The sequence below is a fragment of the Ruegeria sp. CDSC045 genome, from assembly GCF_059610725.1.
Genome location: NZ_JBXWOE010000008.1, coordinates 1 through 21,684, shown reverse-complemented (window position 1 = coordinate 21,684; position 21,684 = coordinate 1). Strand labels below are relative to the sequence as shown.

The window sequence follows — 21,684 nt, the reverse complement described above, 5'->3', positions numbered from 1 at the left end:
GAGCGGCCTAATTGTCGACTAGATATTCTTCGGGAACAAAGAATGTGTAATCTCGGTCGGCAACCGCCTCGTGGCAATCGTGGCAATACGCAACTGCGTTGGCGCGATCCCCCATCGTGTCCCCAAACAATGACCCGTCCGGCATGACCATGATATAGCGCCAGTCAGCCGTAGCAGGGTTGGCGCCCTCGGCCAGTTTCTGCATGACGAACATCGCGCCGGGATGGCTTTTCCCCTCATCCGTAACGGTCACGCTGTCCTTGGCCAGCACAGACCCCACCGGGAGCTTTTCGCCATCCGTCAGGGTTGCATAATTATACGCCATCCGGTTTGCATAGCTGTTCACAAATCGTCGACCATGGGTTTCAGATATATACGGCGCATCGTTGTACAGCGGCCAGTTTTGGTAATTCAGAAGCAGATCCAACTGCGCTGCGGCATAGCCGCGTGCCATCCGGCGCTGCAACGAGTCATAAATTTCACGCGCGTCGTCCTTGGTCAGATCAGCCGGATTTTCGATAGCCAGATGAGCATCCTCATCATTTGACTGCGCAACAGCATCAGTTACGGCTACGGCCGCACAAGCCAAAACTAAAACAAAATTAAAGTACGGGATTTTCAATCGAAACATCATAAAGATAACCCAACTCGTAACCTGTTATGCCGCAATCGGCACACGGAGCTGAAATACAAGGTAGCCGCCGTGAACGAATTTGCCACATGCCAGCCACCGAACTCACCCTATTGTGCGCAAGTGAGCCTGGTGCATCCACACCTAGCCAATGAAACATATCAAATTTTGCATTCGATAGACAGCGCCCCAAAAATTAATTTTGCGACGCCCTTCTATTCAGCCGCTTATCCGCGGTCGAGACCGGCCTCGGCCTCAATCTGCTTGCGCGATTTACGGGCGCGTTCGGTGGCCGATTTCAGCTGACCGCAGGCCGCCATAATGTCCTCGCCCCGCGTCTTGCGGATGGGCGAGGCATACCCGGCCTGATAGATGATATTGGCAAAAGCCCGAATACGATTGTTCGAGCTGCGCTTATACGGCGCGCCGGGCCATTCGTTGAACGGGATCAGATTGATCTTGGCCGGGATTTTGTGGCGCTTGATATGCTCGATCAGACGATGCGCATCCTCATCGCTGTCATTCACACCATCAAGCATCACGTATTCAAACGTAATCCGTTCCGAATTGGAAACCTTGGGATAGCTGGCCAAAGCCTGCAGCAACTCTTCGATATTCCAGCGTTTGTTGATCGGCACCAGCACATCGCGGACTTCATTGGTCGTCGCGTGGAACGAAATTGCCAGCAGGCAGCCAATTTCCTGCGCGGTACGCGCGATCTCGGGCACCACGCCCGATGTCGACAGGGTAATCCGGCGGCGAGACAGCGAGATACCTTCGGGGTCCATCGCGATTTTCATCGCGTCGCGGACGTTCTCAAAATTGTAAAGAGGCTCGCCCATACCCATCAGAACGATGTTCGACAGCAGGCGGGTTTCGTCCTTGGGCGCACCCGGTACCGGCCACTCGTCAAGATCATCCCGCGCCATCATCACCTGACCGACAATTTCCGCCGCCGTCAGGTTGCGCACCAGTTTCTGCGTGCCTGTATGGCAGAAGGAACAAGTCAACGTGCAACCGACCTGAGACGAGATACACAGCGTGCCGCGATCGTCCTCGGGAATATAGACCACCTCGACCTCATGCCCGCCAGCAATACGGACCAAATACTTGCGTGTGCCATCCTCGGACACTTGTCGGGTCACAACCTCGGGGATTTCGATCACGAAATGCTCGGCCAGCTGGGTGCGATAGGCTTTGGCCAGATTGGTCATCTCGGCAAAGTCGCGCACACCCCATTGGTAAATCCACTGCCAGATCTGGCCCGTGCGCATCTTGGCCTGTTTTTCAGGCGTGCCGTGTTCGATCAGGGTTTCGCGCAGGCGATCCCGGGTCAACCCGACAAGGTTCACCTTCCCCTCCGGCAATTTGCGGGGGATGGTCATGACGTCTTGAGTGATCGGCGCTTTGGGCGACATAGGTGGGTCTCGAAGATTCTGGCTTGGAATGCGCCTCTATATAGGACTGCGCGCAAAGATCAAAAGAATTCGTCGCGCCTAATTTACAAAACGCAGCAATTCGTCAATCCGCAGGCGCCCCAATTCAATCCGGCAAGAGGTGATACCAATGCCGGTTCCCGACCCACCACCAAAAGACGCGCCGACCGCCTCGCACTGCGCATCACGATACCCGACCCAGGCGCTTTGCGCCGCCTCCATCGCAGGCGCCGCGCTTGTCCGTCCGGTCACCTCGTCCAACGCGTTGGCTGCATCCATGGCAAAGCCAAAACTATCGGTCAGCGCAGCCTCAACCCCCGCTTCCATACTGGCAACGCAAGATCCGATTTCGACTTGTGAACTTGCGTTCGTGCATTCCATTGCAGGATCCGCCACAGCCAACGTGGGGGTTAAAACAGCCATTATCACCAAACGCATGACATACTCCTCGAAGGGTCGTTAGACTAACGCGTTCAGCTTAGCACAGCGACGCCAGAGGTTACAAAAAACCGCGGGGGATCAACCCCGCGGTCATTCGAACTTCTATGCCGCCCGGACGTTTCCAGGCCAGCCGTATTGGATCACGCACCTGCTGGTGGAATAAAGCAATCCTCGGCGTCCAGCGTTTTGACCGGATCGTTTGGCCCACATTGCTCTCCCGAAACCGGGTATGTCTCAGCGGATTTATCACAAGCGCTCAGCAATACGACGGCGGTCAGCACAAACAGGCCCAAAACTTTCTTCTGCATCGATGCTCTCCTTTTCTCTCTGCTTGAACCGATTAGTTCAGTATTTCAGAGCGCGGAGCATTGACGCAGATCAAATTTATAGATGACGTTAAGTTAAGCTATGAAGGAGGGCGGTCCTATCCTGCGAAACTGGCACCACTTTGCAAGCCGGGCCACTGCCCGAGCGCTGGCGCGCTCAGTTGGTACAGCGTTTCTCGGCGTCGTCTAAAGCGGCTGTGAAGCCCAGCAATGAGAAAGTATCTTTGGTCTGAGTGCCGCGCTCGGACCGGGCGGTCAGCACTGCTTCGGTACCGCTTTTCATGGCAGCGATTACTTTTTGGTCATCACCCTCTGACGCGGGCCAGGCCCATTCGCCTTCGGTGCTGAATTCGAAGCTGTTTCCGTCGATGGATACAGATACGGTCGATCCCGCGGCAAACGGATAGCCCCCGGTGAATGAGACGCGCCCCTTCACATCGGGATCAGGTCTGAACACGACAAACAGCAGGATGTCGCTGCGCCTCACCGAAACAACGCGCCCGCCGCGCGTGTTGACGGTTTCATCCGGCGTTGCAACGCTCCAGCATTCGGTTGGGTCCTCTTCCACAAACACACTCCAGTCGGTGTTTACGGATACTCTATTGGTGCTGTCTGCCTGCTGAGCGGTTGCAGCCGTTGTCATCCCTGCCACGCACAGGCCCGCGATTACGCGGACGAGCTTTGATCCCATCTGTCCAGCCTCCTAGCTCGACCTAATACCTCATACCCACCGGAATGGCTCGCGAACCCTGACGGTTCGTCTGTAAGTTGCGTCTTCCGGTGATTGCCGACATACACACACTATCGCAAGTTTCGCCATAGGCGAAAGGGCGGTTGGCAGTTTTTTGCGCATGTTTAGGAGGGTCCCGATGACGCAGCCTGTAGCAATGACCGAACTATGGCGGGGGCCTTTACTGGAAAGTCTGCATCTGGGACATGCGGTTATCTGTGATGACACGGGGCAAATCGTGCGCAGCTGGGGCGACCCGGAGGCGATAATCTACCCCCGGTCTTCGGCCAAGATGATACAGGCCCTGCCGTTGATTACATCGGGGGCGGCCGCGAAATACGGGCTGAACAGCGAGCATCTGGCATTGGCCTGTGCCTCGCATAACGGCGCGCATATTCACACAGACAGGGTAACGTCCTGGCTGGACCATCTGGGCCTGGCAGAACCCGATTTGCGCTGTGGGCCGCAAGAGCCTCAGGATATGGCGGCGCGCGACGGGCTGATACTTGCCGACGACACGCCCTGTCAGATCCACAACAACTGCTCGGGCAAACATTGCGGGTTTTTGACGGTAGCACAGCATATGGGCGCCGGGCCGGAATATCTTGAAATCGACCACCCGGTTCAACAGGCCTGTTTGTCCGCGCTGGAAGAAACCACCGGCGAAACCAGCCCTGGCTATGGCATCGATGGCTGTTCCGCCCCGAACTTTGCCACCTCGCTGGTAGGGATGGCACGGTCGATGGCGTGGTTTGCCTCGGCGGCGGACCGGTCGGACCGGGCCAGCGATGCGGCACAACACCTGACCGCGACGATGATCAAACATCCCGAGCTGGTGGCCGGAGAGACGCGCGCCTGTACCGAGCTGATGCGCGCCATGAACGGGCGCGCCGCGATCAAGACCGGGGCCGAGGCCGTATTCATCGCCATCATCCCTGAAAAACGCATGGGCGTCGCGCTGAAGATCACCGATGGCGCTACCCGTGCCAGCGAATGCGCCATTGCTGCCATTCTGGTCAGCCTCGGCGTACTGGAGGCCGATCACCCGGCCACCCGCACCTTTATGAACGCCACGCAATATAGCCGTCGCGGGCTTGAATGTGGCGTGATCCGACCCGCGCCGGGATTCCCCGGCTAGGGCGGCTACATCTCAATCTCGTGAATCTCGGCCACCTCGACCGAGCCTGACCCGTTCACGACCATGGGGCATCCCTTGGCCATCTCGTTGGCGGCGTCGATGCTGTCGGCTTTGATCACCGTAAAGCCGGAGACCGGGTTGGCACCGCCATTGTCGACCACACCGCCCGAACTGACGGTATAGGACTGGCCCACGGGGTTTCCGGGGATCTCCAGCGCCGGGCCCATATTCTGAAACCAGGCGCCCCAGGCGGCCATGGTCGCTTCGACCTCGGCGGGGTCCGATGGCGTGGTGCCGCCGTGATAGACAAACAGAAACTGTGGCATTTCTTTCCTCCCAGATGAAAACTTATTGCGCCAGACCGGCCAGCTTGTTCAGCGTCGAGGTCCAGCCTTTCTCGTGATTTGCAGCGATCTCGTCATCGCCCAGGTCGCGGTGATCGACGACCAGCCGCGCGCCATCGCCTGCGACTTCGATCCGCAGCGTTACATGGCTCTCGGCCCCACGCTGATCCTGATCGTCATGCCAGCCCCAGGTGAAGCCAACCGAATTGGGCGGATCGACATGGGTCACATGGCCCGAGACCTTAAAGCGCTGGCCCTCGCCATTCTCCATGACCGAATACCACGGACCAACGCGCGAAAAATCGAGAGTATGTTCGGGCACGTGCACCCCTTCGGGACCCCACCACTGCAACAGCCGTTCTGCGACACTGATCCACGCAAACAGATCCTCTGGCGGTATCGGATACGTGCGTTCCAGCTTTAGATCGGCCATGAGGTATCCCTTTCAATAGCATCGCCCAGACGATCCAGACTGCTTTCCCAGAATTGTCGTTTCGAAATGGTCCACTCCGCGATCGCGTACAGACCTTCGGGGCGGATCGAATACATCCGCTGGGTGCCCTGCACCCGTTGCCGAACCAGCCCGGCCTCACGCAAAACCTTCAGGTGACGCGAGACCGCAGCACCTGACATACCGCGCCCTTCGATTAGGTCGCCCGCGGGCTGCTCTCCGTCCTGCATCAACTGTTCAACGATGGAAAACCGCGTGGCGTCGGACAAGGCGGAGAATGTGGTCAGAAGCGTACTCATGACCGCTGTTTAACATTTTTGTTAAATAAAGGGAAGCCCCGGCTTTCAGGCTTGGGCAAATTCCTGCCGCGCATAGCCCTGCAGATACAAAAGCGCGGTCAAATCGCCATGGTTGACGCGCACTTCGCATTGTTCCGCGACCGAAGGCTTTGCATGCAGCGCAACCCCGGTTCCGGCCCGGCCCAACATACCCAGATCATTTGCCCCGTCACCCACAGCGATCACATCGTTTTCGGACAGGCCCAGACGCTTGGTAATCTGTTCCAGCGCGTCGACTTTGGCCTGTCGTCCCAAAATCGGTCGCTGCACATCGCCGGTCAGCTTGCCGTTTTCGGCCAGCAGAGTGTTGGCACGGTTTTCGTCAAACCCCAATTCACTGCCCACCTTGGCAGTAAACGCCGTGAACCCGCCTGAGACCAGCGCCGCATAGCCGCCATTGGCGCGCATCGTCGCGACCAGCACCTTGCCGCCGGGCATCAGGGTGATGCGTTCGGCCAGAACCTTGCCGATCACAGCCTCATCCAACCCTTTCAGCAACCCGACCCGTTCGGTCAGCGCGCCTTCGAAATCCAATTCGCCATTCATTGCGCGGGCCGTAATGTCCTTGACGCGGTCGCCGACACCGGCCTCATCCGCCAATTCGTCGATGCATTCCTGCTGGATCATGGTGCTATCCATATCCGCCAACAGCATCTTTTTGCGCCGCCCCTCGGCAGGCTGCACGATCAGGTCAACGCCAAGCTTCTGCAAATCACCCCAGACATCCCACTGGTTGCCCGGAAGGTCCTGCAGCGCGAACTCTGCCGCCTCATCCGGGCTGAGCCAGATGATCTCGGCCCCGCCCCAGGCATTCCGCAGCGACTCGACCAGCGCCAAATCCAGCGCGCGCGTTTCGGGATTGGTCAACAGGGTGGCAACATACATAGTCTATCTCCGGCGAATTCACCTGCGATTAACGCAGATAGCCCCCGATCGCCAGAAGACAGTTTGTCCGCAGCAACCTCTGGCACATCATGCGGACAGAACGGCGACCGATTGCGCCATTCAGGGCTTTACCAGCACGCCATTCCAAGACAGATTCGCCAGGACTGGACAGAAAGGAACTCGGTAAATGGGCAACCCGCTTTACGATCGCTTGTTTAGCATTCACGCGGGCAAAGAGACGCCTTTCCTGCATCTGCCCAACGGTCAGGTGCTGACCCATTCTGATTTCTTGGACATGGCATCTCGGTTGGCCAATACCCTAATCGGCTTTGAGCTCGAACCCGGACAACGCGTTGCGGTTCAGGTGGAAAAGTCGCCCGAAGCGCTTGCGCTGTTTGCTGCTTGTGTGCAGACCGGTCTGGTTTTTCTGCCACTCAACACTGCCTATACGGTCAGCGAACTGAGCTATTTCATCGAAAACAGCGGCGCTGCGCTGGTGGTCTGCGATGATGTGAATAAGGCTGGTCTGGCACCCGTCGCCGCCGCCCAGAAGGCGCGGCTTGAAACGCTAAACGCTGATGGATCCGGCAGCCTGATGCGGCGTGCTCTGGGTATGCTGCCTGCTCTCGAGCCGGTCAACCGCACCGAGGATGATCTGGCCGCCTTCCTGTACACGTCCGGCACGACCGGCCGATCCAAGGGCGCGATGCTGTCACAGGCCAATCTGCTGTCGAATGCCGAAACATTGGTACGGGAATGGCGGTTTACCGACGATGACGTGTTGCTGCATGCTCTGCCAATCTTTCACACTCATGGGCTGTTCGTGGCAACCAACGTGGTACTGGCTTCGGGCGGGTCGATGATCTTTCTGCCGAAATTCGATCTGGATGAGGTACTGCGGCATTTGCCTGATGCAACCGCGATGATGGGGGTTCCGACCTTCTACACCCGTCTGTTGGATGACGACCGGTTCACCGGCGATCTGGCACGTCATATGCGGCTGTTCATCTCGGGCTCGGCCCCAATGCTGGCCGAAACGCATCAGCAGTTTGAGGCCCGCACCGGGCACCGCATTCTTGAACGCTACGGTATGACCGAGACCAACATGAACACCTCGAACCCCTATGACGGTGAACGCCGCGCCGGATCCGTGGGGTTCCCCTTGCCGGGCGTTGAGCTCAAAGTGACCGACTCTGAGACGGGTGAAACCTTGCCACAGGGCGAAATCGGCATGATCGAGGTGCGTGGCCCCAACGTCTTTCAGGGCTATTGGGAAATGCCCGAGAAGACCGCAGCAGAGTTGCGCGAGGACGGGTTCTTTATCACCGGCGACCTTGGACGTGTGGACGCGGACGGCTATGTCCATATCGTCGGACGCGGCAAGGACCTGATCATCTCGGGCGGGTACAACATCTATCCCAAAGAGGTCGAACTGGTGCTGGACGACCAGCTCGGTGTTCTGGAAAGCGCAGTTATCGGCGTGCCCCATCCGGATTTCGGCGAAACCGTGTTAGGCCTGTTGGTAGCCGAACCAAACAAGTCGCCCGACCTCGAGGCCATCATGGCAAGCGCACAGACCCAACTGGCGAGATTCAAACATCCCCGCAAGCTGATAGTGCTGAACGAATTGCCGCGCAATACGATGGGCAAAGTGCAAAAAAACGCGCTACGCGAAGCTTACAAAGACCTGTTTACCGAAGACTAGGTCTCAGCGGCGCGCGCCCCTGTGCGGTCAGCAACCAGCAATCACGGCCATCGAACACGGCAGTGGCCAACGGATGACCATAGCCCGCGCCCGCATCCAAATTGATCCGATTGCCGCAATGTTCCGCCGCATCCACAGGGGTGTGACCATGCACGATCAGCCAGGGGTGCGGGCCAGATTCAACCAAAAATTCCTGCCGTATCCAAACCAGGTCATCTTCGGATTGCTGCGACAGTGGAAGACCGGGCCTGATGCCAGCGTGGACGAACAGCAGCTCATCCTCTTGATGGTAAACTGGCAAAGCGTTGATGAAATCCAGATGTGCTGGCGGTACGGCGGCACAGGCCCGTTCATGGACCTGATAGATGCGGTCATTGTCCGTGACTGCAACCCCGTAGGAGGCCAGCGTTTCCCGACCACCCAGCCGTGGGTTCAGCCAGTTCAGCGTGACGGGCAGTTGCTTATCTGCAATTTCGCGCTCTTGCACGAAGCGAGCCATCATACGGTCGTGGTTGCCCTTGACCATGACCCAGTTGCGCCCCGCCTTTTGGCCTTCGATCAGCAGGTCCAGCACGGCGCGGCTGTCCGGGCCCCGGTCGACATAGTCACCCAGAAACACGATCTTTGCATCTGGCCCGCCATCGGCCTCGATCCGCGACAGCGCAACCTGCAGCATGCCGAGCTGGCCGTGGATGTCACCGATTGCATAAATTGGCGAGGACATGGAAAACCCTAAATCAACAGGAACACCCTGCTTGTGACGCGTCTTGGCGGCCGGGAAAAGAAAATACCCACGCCTTGGAAGACGCGGGTATGAAGTGTCTCAGATATTCAACACCGCCTCAGGCAACGTCGAACTCCAGCGGTTTGATTTGCGTGAACAGGCCGGTTTCGGCCAGCTTTGCCCGCGCCTCGGCTGGTACGGGTTCATCAACATAAAGCAAGGCAATCGCCTCCCCCCCTGCCTCGGCGCGTCCGAGGGTAAAGTTCGCGATATTGACGCTGTGCTCACCCATGGCCTGACCTAACGCACCGATGATACCCGGCACATCTTCGTTCGTGGTATAGAGCATGTGCGCGCCCACCTCGGCGTCGATATTGATGCCTTTGATCTGAATGAAGCGCGGCTTGCCATCGCTGAACACGGTTCCGCCGATCGAACGCTCGCGTTTCTCGGTCACGACGGTCACCTTGATATAGCCCTCGAAGGCGCCAGACTTGTCCTGATTGGTGGTCGAAATCTGAATACCACGTTCCTTGGCCACAACCGGGGCCGAAACCATGTTCACCTCGGGATTGAACTTCTTCATGATCCCGGCAACAGCCGAGCAGTTCAAAGCGGCAAGATTCATCTCTGACGCAACACCATCATACAGGATGTTGATCGCTTTGATCGGCTCATCTGTCATCTGACCAATGAAACCGCCCAGATGCCCGGCCAATTTGATCCACGGACCCATGACCTTGGCTTCTTCGGCGGTGACGCTGGGCATGTTCAGCGCATTTTCCACCGCGCCGGTCAGCAGGTAGTTCGAGATTTGCTCGGCCACCTGCAATGCTACATTTTCCTGCGCCTCGGTCGTTGCGGCCCCCAGATGCGGCGTGCAGACGACGTTGGGCAGGTTGAACAGAGCATTGTCCTTCGCGGGCTCTTCGCTGAACACGTCAAAGGCGGCACCCGCCACGTGACCGGATTGCAATGCTTCGGCCAGCGCCTCTTCATCGACCAGACCGCCGCGGGCACAGTTGACGATGCGCACGCCTGGCTTGGTCTTGGCCAGATTTTCGCGGCTGAGGATGTTGCGAGTCTGATCGGTCAGCGGCACATGCAAGGTGATAAAATCGGCACGCGACAGCAGCTCATCCAGTTCAACTTTTTCAACACCCATCTTGGCGGCTTTCTCTTCGCCCAGATAGGGATCATAGGCGACAACCTTCATTTTCAGGCCCAGGGCGCGTTCGCAGACGATCCCGCCGATATTGCCCGCACCAATGACGCCCAAGGTCTTGTTGGTCAGCTCGATTCCCATGAACTTGGACTTTTCCCATTTGCCCGCATGGGTCGAAGTACTGGCCTCGGGGATCTGCCGCGCCACGGCGAACATCATCGCAATCGCGTGCTCGGCTGTGGTGATCATGTTGCCAAAGGGCGTGTTCATCACGATGACGCCCTTCTTGCTGGCGGCATCCTTGTCGACATTGTCGGTGCCGATGCCGGCGCGACCTATGACTTTCAGCTTGTCCGCATGTTCCAGCAAAGTCGGCGTAACCTTGGTGGCCGAGCGGATGGCAAGGCCGTCATATTGGCCAATCACTTCGGCCAGTTTATCTTTGTCCTTGCCCAGATCGGGCATGAAATCCACGTCGATGCCGCGGTCGCGGAAAATCTGAACAGCGGTTTCACTGAGTTTGTCAGAAACGAGTACTTTGGGAGCCATGTCTGTGGTCCTTGAATGTAATGAGATGTCCGGGCCTGAGGCGGCCCGGTGAAGATTGGGAAAGATCAGGCGGCTTCAGTTTGTGCTGCGAGCTCAGCCTCGAAGGCCCAGGCTAGCCAGGGCAACATCGCTTCGATATCCGAAGTTTCGACCGTGCCGCCGCACCAGATACGCAGACCCGCAGGTGCGTCGCGATAAGCCCCGATATCCAACGCGATATTCTCGGCCTCCAACCGCTTTGCAACGGCCTTGGCGAAGGCTGCGCCGTCCCGAATGCGCGCATCGGTGAATTTCAGACAGACAGACGTATTCGACTGCGTCGCCGGGTCGTCAGCCAGGTTGGCGATCCAGTCATTCTGCTCGCAGAACGCATGCACCGCACCGGCATTCGCATCGGCCCGGCCAATCAATCCCTGCAGACCACCAACCGAGCGCGCCCAGTCCAATGCGAACAGATAGTCCTCAACCGCCAGCATCGACGGGGTGTTGATCGTGGCGCCAGAAAAGATACCATCGATCAGCTTACCGCCCTTGGTCAGGCGGAAAATCTTGGGCAATGGCCATGCGGGGGTATAGCTTTCCAGCCGCTCCACAGCGCGCGGGGAAAGGATCAGCATCCCATGCGCCGCCTCTCCGCCCAGAACTTTCTGCCAGCTAAACGTGGTCACATCCAACTTGTCCCACGGCAGGTCCATCGCGAAGGCCGCCGAAGTCGCATCGCAGATCGTCAAACCCTGACGGTCATCCGCAATCCAGTCACCGTTTGGCACCCGCACGCCCGAAGTCGTGCCGTTCCATGTAAAGACCACGTCATGGAAGAAGTCGACCGAGGCCAGATCGATGATCTGCCCATAATCGGCTGTTTTCACTTCGGCGTCGATTTTTAGCTGCTTGACCACATCCGTGATCCATCCCGAGCCAAAGCTTTCCCAGGCCAGCATCTCGACCTTGCGTTCACCCAACAGCGACCACAGCGCCATCTCAACCGCGCCGGTGTCAGACGCGGGAACGATGCCGATCTTGTAATCTGCTGGAATGCCCAGCACTTCACGCGTACCTTCGATGGCCGCTTTCAGCTTGTCCTTGCCAACAGCAGCGCGATGCGAACGGCCAAGCGCTGCGTCAGCCAGTTTGGTCAGGTCAAATGTGGGGGGTTTGGCGCAGGGCCCCGAGGAAAAGCGCGGATTTGCCGGCCGCGTTTCAGGTTTGCGCACGGCGTCATTCGATGCCGGTTGTTCGATAGTCATGTGTATTACCCTTCCAGATACACGCCCCTCGTTGGGGAGGGGTGTCCCACGGACAGAGCTAGGGTGCAGACGCAGCATCAACAAGCGAAAAAGACTCATTAGAAATCAAAAACGACAGGTTTTTATGCGCAAGTTGGGGGAGCGCGTTTCCGATAGGCGCAATTTCGTCACCGGCTCAGCGCATCGTCCTTGTTGCCTATCAGGTCAACCGAACGGCTTCACCCGTTGCCAGCGCCTGTTGTGCCGCCAACCCCATACGAACGGCCCACAGACCATCCTGCAGCGTCACATCCGGCGCGGCGCGCTCGCCTCGAACAAGCGCAAGGAACCCCTGATGCTGGTAATAGGTCGAGCCATTGTGATCCCCGGCGGCCAGCAAGCGCGGGTCAACGGGGATGTCTTGTGACACCGGCCCTTTTGGATTACGCGGGCTGACAATGACCTGCGGCACCGGCGGGTCACCCAGATGATCGGGCCAAAAGCGCCCCGGCCCCGGCACCAGCGCCTCGATCTTGGCCTGCGGTCCTGTGGCCGAGATTTCCTCTTGGTACCGCGATCCTTCGGCGAACATGCACAGTTCCAGCATCGCCCGCGTGCCGTTGGCGAAATCAACCAGAACATAACCGTGATCCAGAATATCCGGCATTTCCCCATCATAGCTTTCGTCCAGATGGTTTACCGCCTGCCCACCGCTGGCGGTGATCCGCACCGGATCGGACCCAAGGATCAGCCGCATCAGGTCGAAGAAATGGCAGCATTTCTCGACAAATGTGCCGCCGGTATTGCGGTTGAACCGGTTCCAGTTGCCGACCTTTTCCAGAAAGGGAAATCGATGTTCCCGGATCGTCAGCATCTGCACCCCGCCGGTGGATTGGAGCCCTTTGATCAAAGCGGCAATCGGAGGCATATAGCGATATTCCATCGCCACCCAGATTGGATGGGGATAGTCACGCTGCACCGTTTCCAGCCGCGCCGCATCCTGCGGATCGGTAAAAAGCGGCTTTTCCACCAACAGGGGCAGTGGGCGCATCGCCGCGATGTCGCAGATTTGATCTACATGCAGGTGGTTCGGGCTGGCGATAACCAGGCAATCCAGATCCTCGATCGCCAGAAGGTCAGCCACTGATCCCACCATCACAGCCTCCGGTGCAATCTCGTGCGCGGCGCGGGCCATCTGCGGGTCGGGCTCATAGATCGCCGCCACCCGCGTGCCATCCAGCAGAGCGATATTGTGCAGGTGCTCCTGCCCCATCATGCCGCATCCGATCAGCCCGTAATTGATGGTCCGGGTCATGCGCGTTTCCTTTTACTTCAAGCGTTGAACATAGGTGGCCCGATCCGGATCGAACCAAGTTTTAGAGAATTCGACGGGTTCGGCCTGTTCTGACCAGCTAAACCGCTCGATATACCCGACGGTCTGCCCAGCGGGCTTGGTGAAGCCCGTCGGTGTCCAATCGGGCAGCACCGCGATTGAAACCCTGTCTTCGGCCCGCGTGATCCAGAACCCCAACTGCTGCTGATAATAGCGATACAGCGAGTCAGACAGCAGGTCGCCGTCGATCAAACCCACTGATTCGTCGAGCCATATCTCTTCGACCGCGATGATTGTGTCATTCAAATAGCGCATCCGGCGCACGCGCGACCCCTTGGCCGCGGCTCCGAAACCGGGCAGATTGGCAGGCTTTTCCAGATGATCGACCGACAGGATATCCGCACTTGGCAAACCGCCCCCTTCGGGCAGCTCAAGCCGGAACATCGCATAGACGCTGTTCTGCGTTCCGGTCTCACGGATGTAATTGCCCGAGCCCTGAATGCGTTCCAACATCCCTTTTTTCTCAAGCTCGGACAGCGATTTTCGCAGGGTCCCGACCGAGACATTCAGGTCCGCCGCCATGTCCCGTTCCGGCGGCAGGCGCTCACCGTCAATCAGACGGCCGGCCGCAATATCGCGGATCAGCAGTTCTGCAATCTGAACATATATCGGAAGGGCATTGGGGTTTCGGCTTGTGGGGGGCACGTCGGGGCGCTTCGATTGGTCACAGGAAAAATTGATACACTATTGATCTACATCAATGTGATTGCTACGCAAGAGAAAAAGCAAATCCATTGCGGAGACCGACTCAGATGACGATCGTCCCAATCACCTCCCCCGATCTGAACGCGGCCGAGGTCTCGTGGTTTTCGGCTCTGTGTTCAGATGACTATCAGTTTCTGGGGATGCCCGATGGCGATCTGCGGTCCAGCTGGGACCACTGTTCCACCATCGTGAAAGAGGCCGAGGCACAGGGGTTTCGCAACATCCTGTGCCCGTCATCCTATCAGGTCGGTCAGGACACGCTCAGCTTTGTTGCTGGATGCGCACCGATCACCGACAAGATCAACCTGCTGGCCGCGGTGCGTTGCGGTGAAATGCAGCCCATCATGCTGGCCCGCACCATCGCGACGCTGGATCACATGTTGCAGGGGCGCTTGACGGTCAACATCATTTCGTCCGATTTCCCTGGTGAAAAGGCAGACAGCGCGTTCCGTTATCAACGCTCGCGCGAAGTCGTCGAAATCCTGAAACAGGCTTGGACGCGGGATGAGATCAACCATGCGGGCGAGGTCTATAATTTCTCGGGCCTGACCACCGATCCAGCCAAACCCTATCAGACCGGCGGACCGCTGTTGTATTTCGGCGGTTATTCCCCATCTGCGCTCGAACTGTGCGGAGAGCATTGCGATGTCTACCTGATGTGGCCAGAAACCAAGGATCAACTGGCCGGGCGGATGCAGGCGGTTCATGCGGTAGCCGAGAATTACAGCCGGACACTGGATTACGGCTTGCGCGTTCACATGATCGTTCGCGATACCGAGGCCGAAGCGCAGGAATACGCTGATTACATCGTATCCAAGCTGGACGACGAATACGGTCGCGCCATCCGCGAACGGGCGCTGGATTCCACCTCGCTGGGTGTGGCGCATCAGGCCAAAAACCGCGATTTGGCGGATGAATACGGCTATGTCGAGCCAGGTCTTTGGACCGGCGTTGGCCGGGCACGGTCCGGCTGTGGCGCGGCGCTGGTTGGGTCAACCGATCAGGTCATGTCCAAGATTGAAGACTATCAAAAGATGGGCATCCGCGCCTTCATCTTCTCGGGCTATCCACATCTGGACGAGGCCCGCCATTTCGGTGCCCGCGTGATGCCCAACCTGAAAACCTGCTCGCTGCCCGAGGAATACGGACGCGTGCCCAAAACCACCCCGGCCACCCCGCTGGGCAACGGAGTTCGCCGCTAATGCAACGTGTAAAGCTTTCAGACACGCTGGAAATGAGCCGTCTGGTATACGGCATGTGGCGCTTGGGTGATGATAGTGACACCTCGGCGGATCATGTCGAAGCCAAGATACAAGCCTGTCTGGATCAGGGCATCACCACATTCGATCAGGCCGACATCTATGGCGGTTACGCAGCCGAGGCGGTTTTGGGCAACGCCCTGCGCGCCAACCCGGCGTTGCGCGCGCGGATGGAGATCGTCACCAAATGCGGCATCGTTGCGCCGATGGGCCGATACGCAGACGCCATGGTCAAATATTATGACACATCGCGCGCGCATATCCTGAAATCGGTTGAAACCTCGCTGACCGAGATGGCAATCGACCATGTCGACCTGCTACTGATCCACCGCCCTGATCCCTTCATGGACCACCATGAGACCGGCGCAGCGCTGGACGAGGTCGTGGCCAGCGGCAAGGTCGGCGCTGTTGGTGTGTCGAATTTCCGCCCGTGGGATTGGACCCTGCTGCAATCAGCGATGAAGACCCAACTGGTTACCAACCAGATCGAAGTATCGCTGGGCGAAATCCGCCCCTTCACCAATGGCGATCTGGCGTTTCATCAACAGCATGGGCAGCCGGTGATGGCATGGTCGCCGCTGGGCGGTGGGCTGCTGATGGCCGGGAACCCTCCGGTCGGCGTGGTCGCGGATGAGATCGCCGAAGAATTCGGAGTGGACCGGGCGGCCGTCGCCGTGGCCTTCCTTCTGGCCCATCCCGCAGGCATCCTGCCGGTGATGGGCACCAACAATCTGGGCCGGATCAAACAGATCTCGGACGCTTTGAAAGTCAATCTGGATCGCGAGAGCTGGTACCGCCTCTATGAGGCGGCGCTGGGCCATGAGGTACCATGATGAATGCAATGTCAAAGGACATGAACCATACGTTCATCCCGCATAAGGATGATACACGAACCCTGCGCGACGCCTTTGGCCGCTTTGCCACCGGCGTGACCATCGTCACCTGCAACAGCACCGACGGCCCGGTCTGCATCACCGCCAACAGCTTTTCGTCCCTGTCGCTGGACCCGCCGCTGATCATGTGGGCCGGCGACCGCAACTCGCGCCGCTTCCCCTATTTCCACAAGGCACGCCATTTCAGCGTTCATGTGCTGTCGTCTGAGCAGGCCGAGCTGTGCTTTGGCTGCTCGAAAGACGCCTTTGCCCTGAAGGACATCGCCCATGGGCATTGCTCGAACGGCACGCCTTTGCTGCCGGATTGTCTGGCGCGGTTTGAATGTGAACAACACGCCTATCACGATGCAGGCGATCATGTGATCGTGGTGGGCAAAGTCCTGAAGGCCAGCATAAGCGATGGAGACGCGCTGACCTTCTATGCCGGAAAACTCGGCCAATTCGCGCAGACCTAAGCGCGCTCTGACGACTGCGGGACAAACCCGCGGCTGACATAGGGAGGAAACGCATGGGCGGACTGGCAACGATGCTGGCGCCGATTGCATTCGTGAACGAAACCGTGCTGCGATTGGGCCGCGCGGTTGGCGTCGTTGCGATTGCATTCATGGTGACCGCAATCCTGATTCAGGTATTCTTCCGATATGTGCTAGGCAACGCACTGCCCTGGCCGGATGAGGCCGCCCGGTTCTGCATGCTCTGGATGACGGGTCTGATGGCCCCGACCGCATTTCGCCGCGGCGGGTTCGTGGCCATCGACATGGTGCCCCTGATGCTTCCGCGCGTATTGGGACAGATACTGATGCTCGCGCTGCTGTTCGTGTCACTGGCGGTGCTGCTGGTGGCGGTTAAGATCGGCTGGTCCGAAGTGACCGGGTTCGGGGGCAAATTCGCAACCGCCGCATTGTATATTCCCACCTCATTTGGCTTTGACGAATGGTACCGCGTCCCGCGCAGCTGGATGATGGCCTCGCTGCTGGTGGGGGTGGCCCTTCTGATCGTAGTAAATGTTGAGCTGATCCTGCGCGCGATTGTCTCGCTATTGGGGGGCGCAGACCTGCTGCCTGAAATTGCCGACGCACCGGTGGGGGCTGAATAGATGTTGATTTGGTTCCTGCCCACCTTCCTTGTCTTTCTGATGATCGGCCTGCCGGTCTTTTTCGCCCTTTTGGCCGCCCCGGGTATCCTGCTGTGGCTGAATGGCCAATCCAATGACATCACCCTGCTGTACCGCAATGTCTATAACGGCATGGACAGCTTTCCCCTGATGGCAATCCCTTTCTTCATGCTGGCCGGAGAGCTAATGAACCGCGGCGGGATAACCATCCGTCTGGTGGAATTCAGCCAAGCCTTGATGGGCCATTTTCGCGGCGGGTTGGCGCATGTGAACGTGCTCAGCTCGATCCTGTTTGCGGGACTTTCAGGCTCTGCCGTGGCGGATACATCAGCGCTGGGTTCAATGCTGATCCCGGCGATGGAGAAGCAGGGCTATACCCGCAAATTTGCCGCGGCAATCACGGCGGCCAGTTCCGTCATAGGCCCGATCATCCCGCCTTCGGGCATTATGATCATCTACGCTTATGTGATGGGCGAAAGCGTTGCGGCGCTGTTTCTGGCCGGGATCGTGCCGGGCGTCATGGTTGGCGTTGGCCTGATGCTGATGATCAAATTCATGGCCGACAAGTATGATTTTCCCGTTGCCAGCCGCAAATACACATGGGGTGAACGGGGTCAGGCCAGCCTCAAGGCGTTCTTTCCACTGCTGACTCCGGTGATCATTCTGGGTGGTATTCTGGGCGGTATCTTTACACCGACCGAAGCCGCAGCGGTGGCCGTCGGTTATGCCTTTCTGATCGGCTTTTTCATCCTGCGCACCCTGACGCTCAAAGAAGTGCCCGAGATCCTCAGTAATGCCGGCCTGACCTCCGCCGTCGTTCTGCTGCTGGTGGGGGCGGCGATGGCGTTCAAAACCGTGGTCAGCCTCAGCCATGCGCCAGAACAGCTGGCCTCGCTGATCCTCAGCCTGTCGGAAAACCCGCTGATCCTGCTGTTTCTGATCAACCTGCTCTTGTTCGTTGTCGGCATGTTTCTGGATGCCGGGCCTGCGATCATCATTCTTGGGCCGATCCTGGGACCGATCTTTACCAGTCTCGGCGTCGACCCGATCCACTTTGCCATCATCATGAGCGTCAACCTGACCGTTGGTCTGGCCACACCGCCCATGGGGCTGGTGCTGTTCGTGGCCGCCGCCGTGTCGCGCGAAAAGGTTGAAACCATTGCCAAGGCGATCCTGCCGTTTCTGGCCGTCGAAATCATCGTGATCTTTCTGATCACCTACATCCCCGCATTATCCATGACGATCCCGAGGATAACGGGATTTGCCAACTAACTGAGTTCCACAGGGAGGAAACGCATGCTCAGAACCTTTATCAAAACCGCAGCGGTGGCCACGTCGCTGGTCGCCGCATCAGCCATCGCGGCCACGGCAGCGGATTATACGCTGCGCGCCACGGCCAACTCGAACGAAAATGACGAGGATTATGACGGTCTGATCGTTTTCAAGAACTATGTCGAAGCCGCTTCGAACGGCGCGATCGAGGTCGAGCTGTTCATCGGTACGCAGCTGTGTTCGAACGGCGCGGAATGCCTGCAGGGTGTGGCCGATGGAACCATCGACATCTATATCTCGACCTCGGGCGGGGCGTCAGGCATCTTTCCCTATGTCCAGGTCCTCGACCTACCCTACCTGATGGCGGATGACCGGATTGCCGAGCACGTTCTATCCGGCGATTTCACCCGCACCATGCGCGACATGGCGCTTGAGGATTCCGGCGGCGCGATCCGTCTGATGACCATCGGCAACACTGGTGGCTGGCGCAACTTTGCCAACACCCAGCGTCGCGTGGCTGAACCAGCTGATATGGAAGGGTTGAAAATCCGCACCGTGGTCGCTGACCTGCCACAAGAGCTGGTTAAAGCATTGGGTGCATCGCCCACCCCGATCCCGTGGCCGGAACTGTTCACCAGCTTTCAAACCGGTGTGGTTGAAGGGTCCAAGAACGGTATCACCGACATCATGGGCATGAAATTCCCCGATGCAGGCCTGCAATATGTCACCCTGGACGGCCATGCCTATATGGGCGCTCTGTGGTGGATGAATAACGCCAAGTTCCAGGAGATGCCCGAAGACATGCGCCGTGTCGTGGTCGATGGGTTCTATGCGCTGCAGCAGGCCACCTTTGCCTCACCCAAGCGCAAGTCGATCCAGGCCTACGAGGATTTCGTCGCCGGTGGCGGTGATCTGTACGTGCCGACCCCCGAGCAGAAAGCCGCGTTCAAAGAGGCGGCAACCCCGGTCTACGAGTGGTTCCAAACCAACGTCGGTCGTGGTGATGAGGTCTTCACCGCGCTCACCGAAGCCGTTTCAGCGGCCGAGGCAGACGTCAACGCATCGCGTGACGCAGACCTGAACTAAGCCATTTAGGGTCGGGCGTTTGGCCCGACCCTCACCGAAACGGGTACATCCACCCTTTATAGTCGTTGACCAGAACATGGGCTCTTTCAATCTGCTCCGGCGACATTTTCTTGACCACTTCCTCAAGGCTGATTGCCGCGTCGGGATCGCCGCCAATGGCGCTGAGCGTGTACCACATGTAAGCCCGCACAAGATCGGGCGCGGGCATGCCCAGACCCAGCTCATAATACCAGCCGATCCCCGATTGTGCGCCCGGATGCCCCTTCATCGATGCGCGCAGATACCATTCAAAGGCCCGTTCATAATCCTGCTCGACCCCAAGACCCAACCCGTACATCACGCCGATCAATTCCTCGGCCTCGGCATTGCCGGATCGGGCGGCGGGCAGCAGTTCCTCGCGCGCGGCCTCGAACGCGCCGGCCTCCATCATGTCACGCGCCTGTTCCAGCTCGGCCAGCGCAGGGGTCGCAAGCATACACAGGGCAAATACAATCTGGCGCATGGGATTGCTTTCCTTTTTGCCGGCGCGGCCGCAGCGCAAGAGCTGCCACGCCCGCTGACCGATGATGATTTCCTGTCCTTTGATATGGAACAGGCCGCCATTGGTCATCAACTGTTTTACGATCCGATCCTGTCGGGCAATCAGAACATCGCCTGCGCCCATTGCCACCACCCGGATTTCGGCACCTCCGACGGGTTGTCGCTGGGCATCGGCGAAGGCGGTCAGGGGTTAGGCCCCGATCGCACGCCGGGCACTGGGTCCGACAAAATCCGCAAGCGTATTCCCCGCAATTCGCCCGGCCTTTGGAACCTCGGGGCGAAGGACATCCATACTGTTTTCCATGACGGACGACTGAGTATCTCGGATGTCTATGGCAACGGCTTCAACTCTCCGGCGCAGGAATGGTTGCCCGCGGGATTGAATTCTCTGCTGGCCGCGCAGGCGCTGTTCCCGCTGACCTCGCAGTTTGAGATGGCCGGGAATGTTGCCGAAAACCAGGTGACTGGCGCTGTGCATGACCGGATCGACAAGGGCTGGCCGATTCTGGCGAAACGCGTCCGTACCGACCCGCGATACGGCCCCGCCATGGCCCGCGCTTTTGATGAGATCGAAACGCCTGAAGACATCACCATCACCCAGATCGCCAATGCTCTGGCCGCTTTCATGGCCATCGAATGGCGCAGCACCGACAGCCCGTTTGATCAATATCTGGCTGGGAACACCGATGCTCTGACACCAACCCAAAAGTCCGGGATGGCCCTGTTCTACGGCAAGGCGCGCTGTGCCACCTGTCACTCTGGCCCGCTATTGTCGGATCAGAAGTTCCACGCGCTGGCCCTTCCGCCCTTTGGCCCCGGTCGCACCCGGCAATGGGACCCCAATGTGCGGGACGTAGGGCGCATGGGCGAAAGCGACCAGCTAGAGGATGCGTATCGCTTTCGCACCCCCATGCTGCGCAATGTCGCCCTGACCGCGCCTTATGGCCATAACGGAGCCTTTCCTGACCTCGACAGCATCATTCGCCATCATCTTAACCCGCAGGACAGCCTTGCGCATTGGACTCCCGAGATGGCCGCCTTGCCCAAAGTCCCGTGGCTGCAACAGGTTGATTTTGCGGTGTGGAACGACCGGTTCGAACTGGCGCGACAGCGTCGTCAGGTCGACATCATCCCGATGGAGCTATCAGACGTCGAGATCAGCGAGTTAGTGGCCTTCCTGAACGCCCTGACGGGCACAAGCGTGGACACGCCGCCATTTGGCGTGCCCAAGGGGTTCGAACCCTGATATCAGCCTCTTACTCTGCGGCTTCTTCGTAAGCGTCCATTGGTGGGCATGTGCAGATGAGGTTTCGGTCTCCGTATGCGTTGTCGA

The 21,684-nt window shown here is 58.6% G+C and carries 24 protein-coding genes; 9 read left to right on the top strand and 15 right to left on the bottom strand.

Going from position 1 to position 21,684, the window contains the following annotated elements; translation table 11 throughout:
• Window positions 1-7: 7 nt before the first annotated feature.
• The 5 genes from AC2FH6_RS14305 to AC2FH6_RS14285 form a co-directional block, all read right to left on the bottom strand.
• On the bottom strand, window positions 8-631 hold the full coding sequence (locus tag AC2FH6_RS14305) for a cytochrome P460 family protein (RefSeq protein ID WP_496703258.1): 624 nt from the start codon (window positions 629-631) through the stop codon (window positions 8-10).
• A 227-nt stretch (window positions 632-858) separates the two neighbouring features.
• Window positions 859-2,049, bottom strand: a complete 1,191-nt coding sequence (gene rlmN, locus AC2FH6_RS14300) for a dual-specificity RNA methyltransferase RlmN (RefSeq protein ID WP_142637213.1) — start codon at window positions 2,047-2,049, stop codon at window positions 859-861.
• A gap of 78 nt (window positions 2,050-2,127) precedes the next feature.
• Window positions 2,128-2,505, bottom strand: a complete 378-nt coding sequence (locus AC2FH6_RS14295) for a lysozyme inhibitor LprI family protein (RefSeq protein WP_246097235.1) — start codon at window positions 2,503-2,505, stop codon at window positions 2,128-2,130.
• A gap of 143 nt (window positions 2,506-2,648) precedes the next feature.
• A complete protein-coding gene (locus tag AC2FH6_RS14290) occupies window positions 2,649-2,816 on the bottom strand; it encodes a hypothetical protein (RefSeq protein ID WP_185956689.1) in 168 nt (55 codons plus the stop codon).
• A gap of 175 nt (window positions 2,817-2,991) precedes the next feature.
• Entirely contained in the window at window positions 2,992-3,525 is a 534-nt protein-coding gene (locus AC2FH6_RS14285; protein ID WP_142637215.1) for an invasion associated locus B family protein, read from the bottom strand.
• Window positions 3,526-3,703: 178 nt separating this feature from the next.
• On the opposite strand from AC2FH6_RS14285, the gene AC2FH6_RS14280 reads away from it, so the two are divergent.
• Complete coding sequence (locus AC2FH6_RS14280; protein ID WP_496703255.1) at window positions 3,704-4,702, top strand: asparaginase; 999 nt, start codon at window positions 3,704-3,706, stop codon at window positions 4,700-4,702.
• Window positions 4,703-4,707: 5 nt separating this feature from the next.
• Here the strand turns inward: AC2FH6_RS14280 and AC2FH6_RS14275 are convergent, their stop codons facing one another.
• From AC2FH6_RS14275 to serB, 4 genes are read right to left on the bottom strand one after another with little or no spacing between them, the layout of a single operon-like run.
• On the bottom strand, window positions 4,708-5,028 hold the full coding sequence (locus AC2FH6_RS14275) for a YciI family protein (protein ID WP_496677859.1): 321 nt from the start codon (window positions 5,026-5,028) through the stop codon (window positions 4,708-4,710).
• Window positions 5,029-5,050: 22 nt separating this feature from the next.
• Window positions 5,051-5,479: an SRPBCC family protein gene (locus AC2FH6_RS14270; protein ID WP_496703253.1), complete on the bottom strand. Its 429-nt coding sequence runs from the start codon at window positions 5,477-5,479 to the stop codon at window positions 5,051-5,053.
• Window positions 5,467-5,796, bottom strand: a complete 330-nt coding sequence (locus tag AC2FH6_RS14265; RefSeq protein ID WP_282021995.1) for an ArsR/SmtB family transcription factor — start codon at window positions 5,794-5,796, stop codon at window positions 5,467-5,469. Before AC2FH6_RS14265 ends, AC2FH6_RS14270 begins: the two co-directional genes overlap by 13 nt.
• A 45-nt stretch (window positions 5,797-5,841) precedes the next feature.
• Window positions 5,842-6,720, bottom strand: a complete 879-nt coding sequence (gene serB / locus AC2FH6_RS14260) for a phosphoserine phosphatase SerB (protein WP_282021996.1) — start codon at window positions 6,718-6,720, stop codon at window positions 5,842-5,844.
• Between the two features lie 187 nt (window positions 6,721-6,907).
• Here serB and AC2FH6_RS14255 point away from each other — a divergent pair, with 187 nt between their 5' ends.
• Window positions 6,908-8,425 (top strand): malonate--CoA ligase, encoded by a 1,518-nt coding sequence (locus AC2FH6_RS14255; protein ID WP_496703251.1) that lies wholly within the window; start codon window positions 6,908-6,910, stop codon window positions 8,423-8,425.
• On the opposite strand, the gene AC2FH6_RS14250 is transcribed toward AC2FH6_RS14255, so the two are convergent.
• The 5 genes from AC2FH6_RS14250 to AC2FH6_RS14230 all read right to left on the bottom strand — a co-directional run bounded on the left by AC2FH6_RS14250 (window position 8,412) and on the right by AC2FH6_RS14230 (window position 14,127).
• Complete coding sequence (locus tag AC2FH6_RS14250; protein ID WP_496703250.1) at window positions 8,412-9,149, bottom strand: metallophosphoesterase family protein; 738 nt, start codon at window positions 9,147-9,149, stop codon at window positions 8,412-8,414. The two genes, AC2FH6_RS14255 and AC2FH6_RS14250, sit on opposite strands and share 14 nt — an antisense overlap.
• Window positions 9,150-9,267: 118 nt before the next feature.
• Entirely contained in the window at window positions 9,268-10,863 is a 1,596-nt protein-coding gene (serA, locus tag AC2FH6_RS14245) for a phosphoglycerate dehydrogenase (RefSeq protein ID WP_282021999.1), read from the bottom strand.
• Between the two features lie 65 nt (window positions 10,864-10,928).
• Complete coding sequence (locus AC2FH6_RS14240; RefSeq protein ID WP_496703248.1) at window positions 10,929-12,110, bottom strand: phosphoserine transaminase; 1,182 nt, start codon at window positions 12,108-12,110, stop codon at window positions 10,929-10,931.
• A gap of 199 nt (window positions 12,111-12,309) precedes the next feature.
• Complete coding sequence (locus AC2FH6_RS14235; RefSeq protein WP_496692569.1) at window positions 12,310-13,404, bottom strand: Gfo/Idh/MocA family protein; 1,095 nt, start codon at window positions 13,402-13,404, stop codon at window positions 12,310-12,312.
• Window positions 13,405-13,416: 12 nt separating this feature from the next.
• Window positions 13,417-14,127, bottom strand: a complete 711-nt coding sequence (locus tag AC2FH6_RS14230; RefSeq protein ID WP_496703246.1) for a GntR family transcriptional regulator — start codon at window positions 14,125-14,127, stop codon at window positions 13,417-13,419.
• Window positions 14,128-14,234: 107 nt separating this feature from the next.
• Here AC2FH6_RS14230 and AC2FH6_RS14225 point away from each other — a divergent pair, with 107 nt between their 5' ends.
• Genes AC2FH6_RS14225 through AC2FH6_RS14200 form a run of 6 tightly spaced genes read left to right on the top strand, consistent with a single transcriptional unit; the run spans window position 14,235 to window position 19,811 of the window.
• Window positions 14,235-15,389 carry an LLM class flavin-dependent oxidoreductase gene (locus AC2FH6_RS14225; protein ID WP_496703244.1) on the top strand — a complete coding sequence of 385 codons (1,155 nt, stop codon included), beginning with the start codon at window positions 14,235-14,237 and terminating at the stop codon, window positions 15,387-15,389.
• Window positions 15,389-16,279 (top strand): aldo/keto reductase, encoded by an 891-nt coding sequence (locus tag AC2FH6_RS14220; RefSeq protein WP_496703242.1) that lies wholly within the window; start codon window positions 15,389-15,391, stop codon window positions 16,277-16,279. The genes AC2FH6_RS14225 and AC2FH6_RS14220 overlap by 1 nt, the downstream gene beginning before the upstream one ends.
• On the top strand, window positions 16,279-16,794 hold the full coding sequence (locus AC2FH6_RS14215) for a flavin reductase family protein (protein ID WP_496703386.1): 516 nt from the start codon (window positions 16,279-16,281) through the stop codon (window positions 16,792-16,794). Before AC2FH6_RS14220 ends, AC2FH6_RS14215 begins: the two co-directional genes overlap by 1 nt.
• Window positions 16,795-16,847: 53 nt before the next feature.
• Window positions 16,848-17,435 carry a TRAP transporter small permease gene (locus tag AC2FH6_RS14210; RefSeq protein ID WP_496689969.1) on the top strand — a complete coding sequence of 196 codons (588 nt, stop codon included), beginning with the start codon at window positions 16,848-16,850 and terminating at the stop codon, window positions 17,433-17,435.
• Window positions 17,436-18,725, top strand: coding sequence for a TRAP transporter large permease (locus tag AC2FH6_RS14205; RefSeq protein WP_142637247.1), 1,290 nt, complete (start codon window positions 17,436-17,438; stop codon window positions 18,723-18,725).
• A gap of 24 nt (window positions 18,726-18,749) precedes the next feature.
• Entirely contained in the window at window positions 18,750-19,811 is a 1,062-nt protein-coding gene (locus AC2FH6_RS14200) for a TRAP transporter substrate-binding protein (RefSeq protein WP_496703240.1), read from the top strand.
• 31 nt (window positions 19,812-19,842) lie between these two features.
• Here the strand turns inward: AC2FH6_RS14200 and AC2FH6_RS14195 are convergent, their stop codons facing one another.
• The gene (locus AC2FH6_RS14195) at window positions 19,843-20,313 is read right to left on the bottom strand and encodes a tetratricopeptide repeat protein (RefSeq protein WP_496703238.1); all 471 of its coding nucleotides are present in this window, start codon (window positions 20,311-20,313) and stop codon (window positions 19,843-19,845) included.
• Between the two features lie 84 nt (window positions 20,314-20,397).
• Here AC2FH6_RS14195 and AC2FH6_RS14190 point away from each other — a divergent pair, with 84 nt between their 5' ends.
• Window positions 20,398-21,597 carry a cytochrome-c peroxidase gene (locus AC2FH6_RS14190; protein WP_282022004.1) on the top strand — a complete coding sequence of 400 codons (1,200 nt, stop codon included), beginning with the start codon at window positions 20,398-20,400 and terminating at the stop codon, window positions 21,595-21,597.
• The last annotated feature ends 87 nt before the right edge of the window (window positions 21,598-21,684 follow it).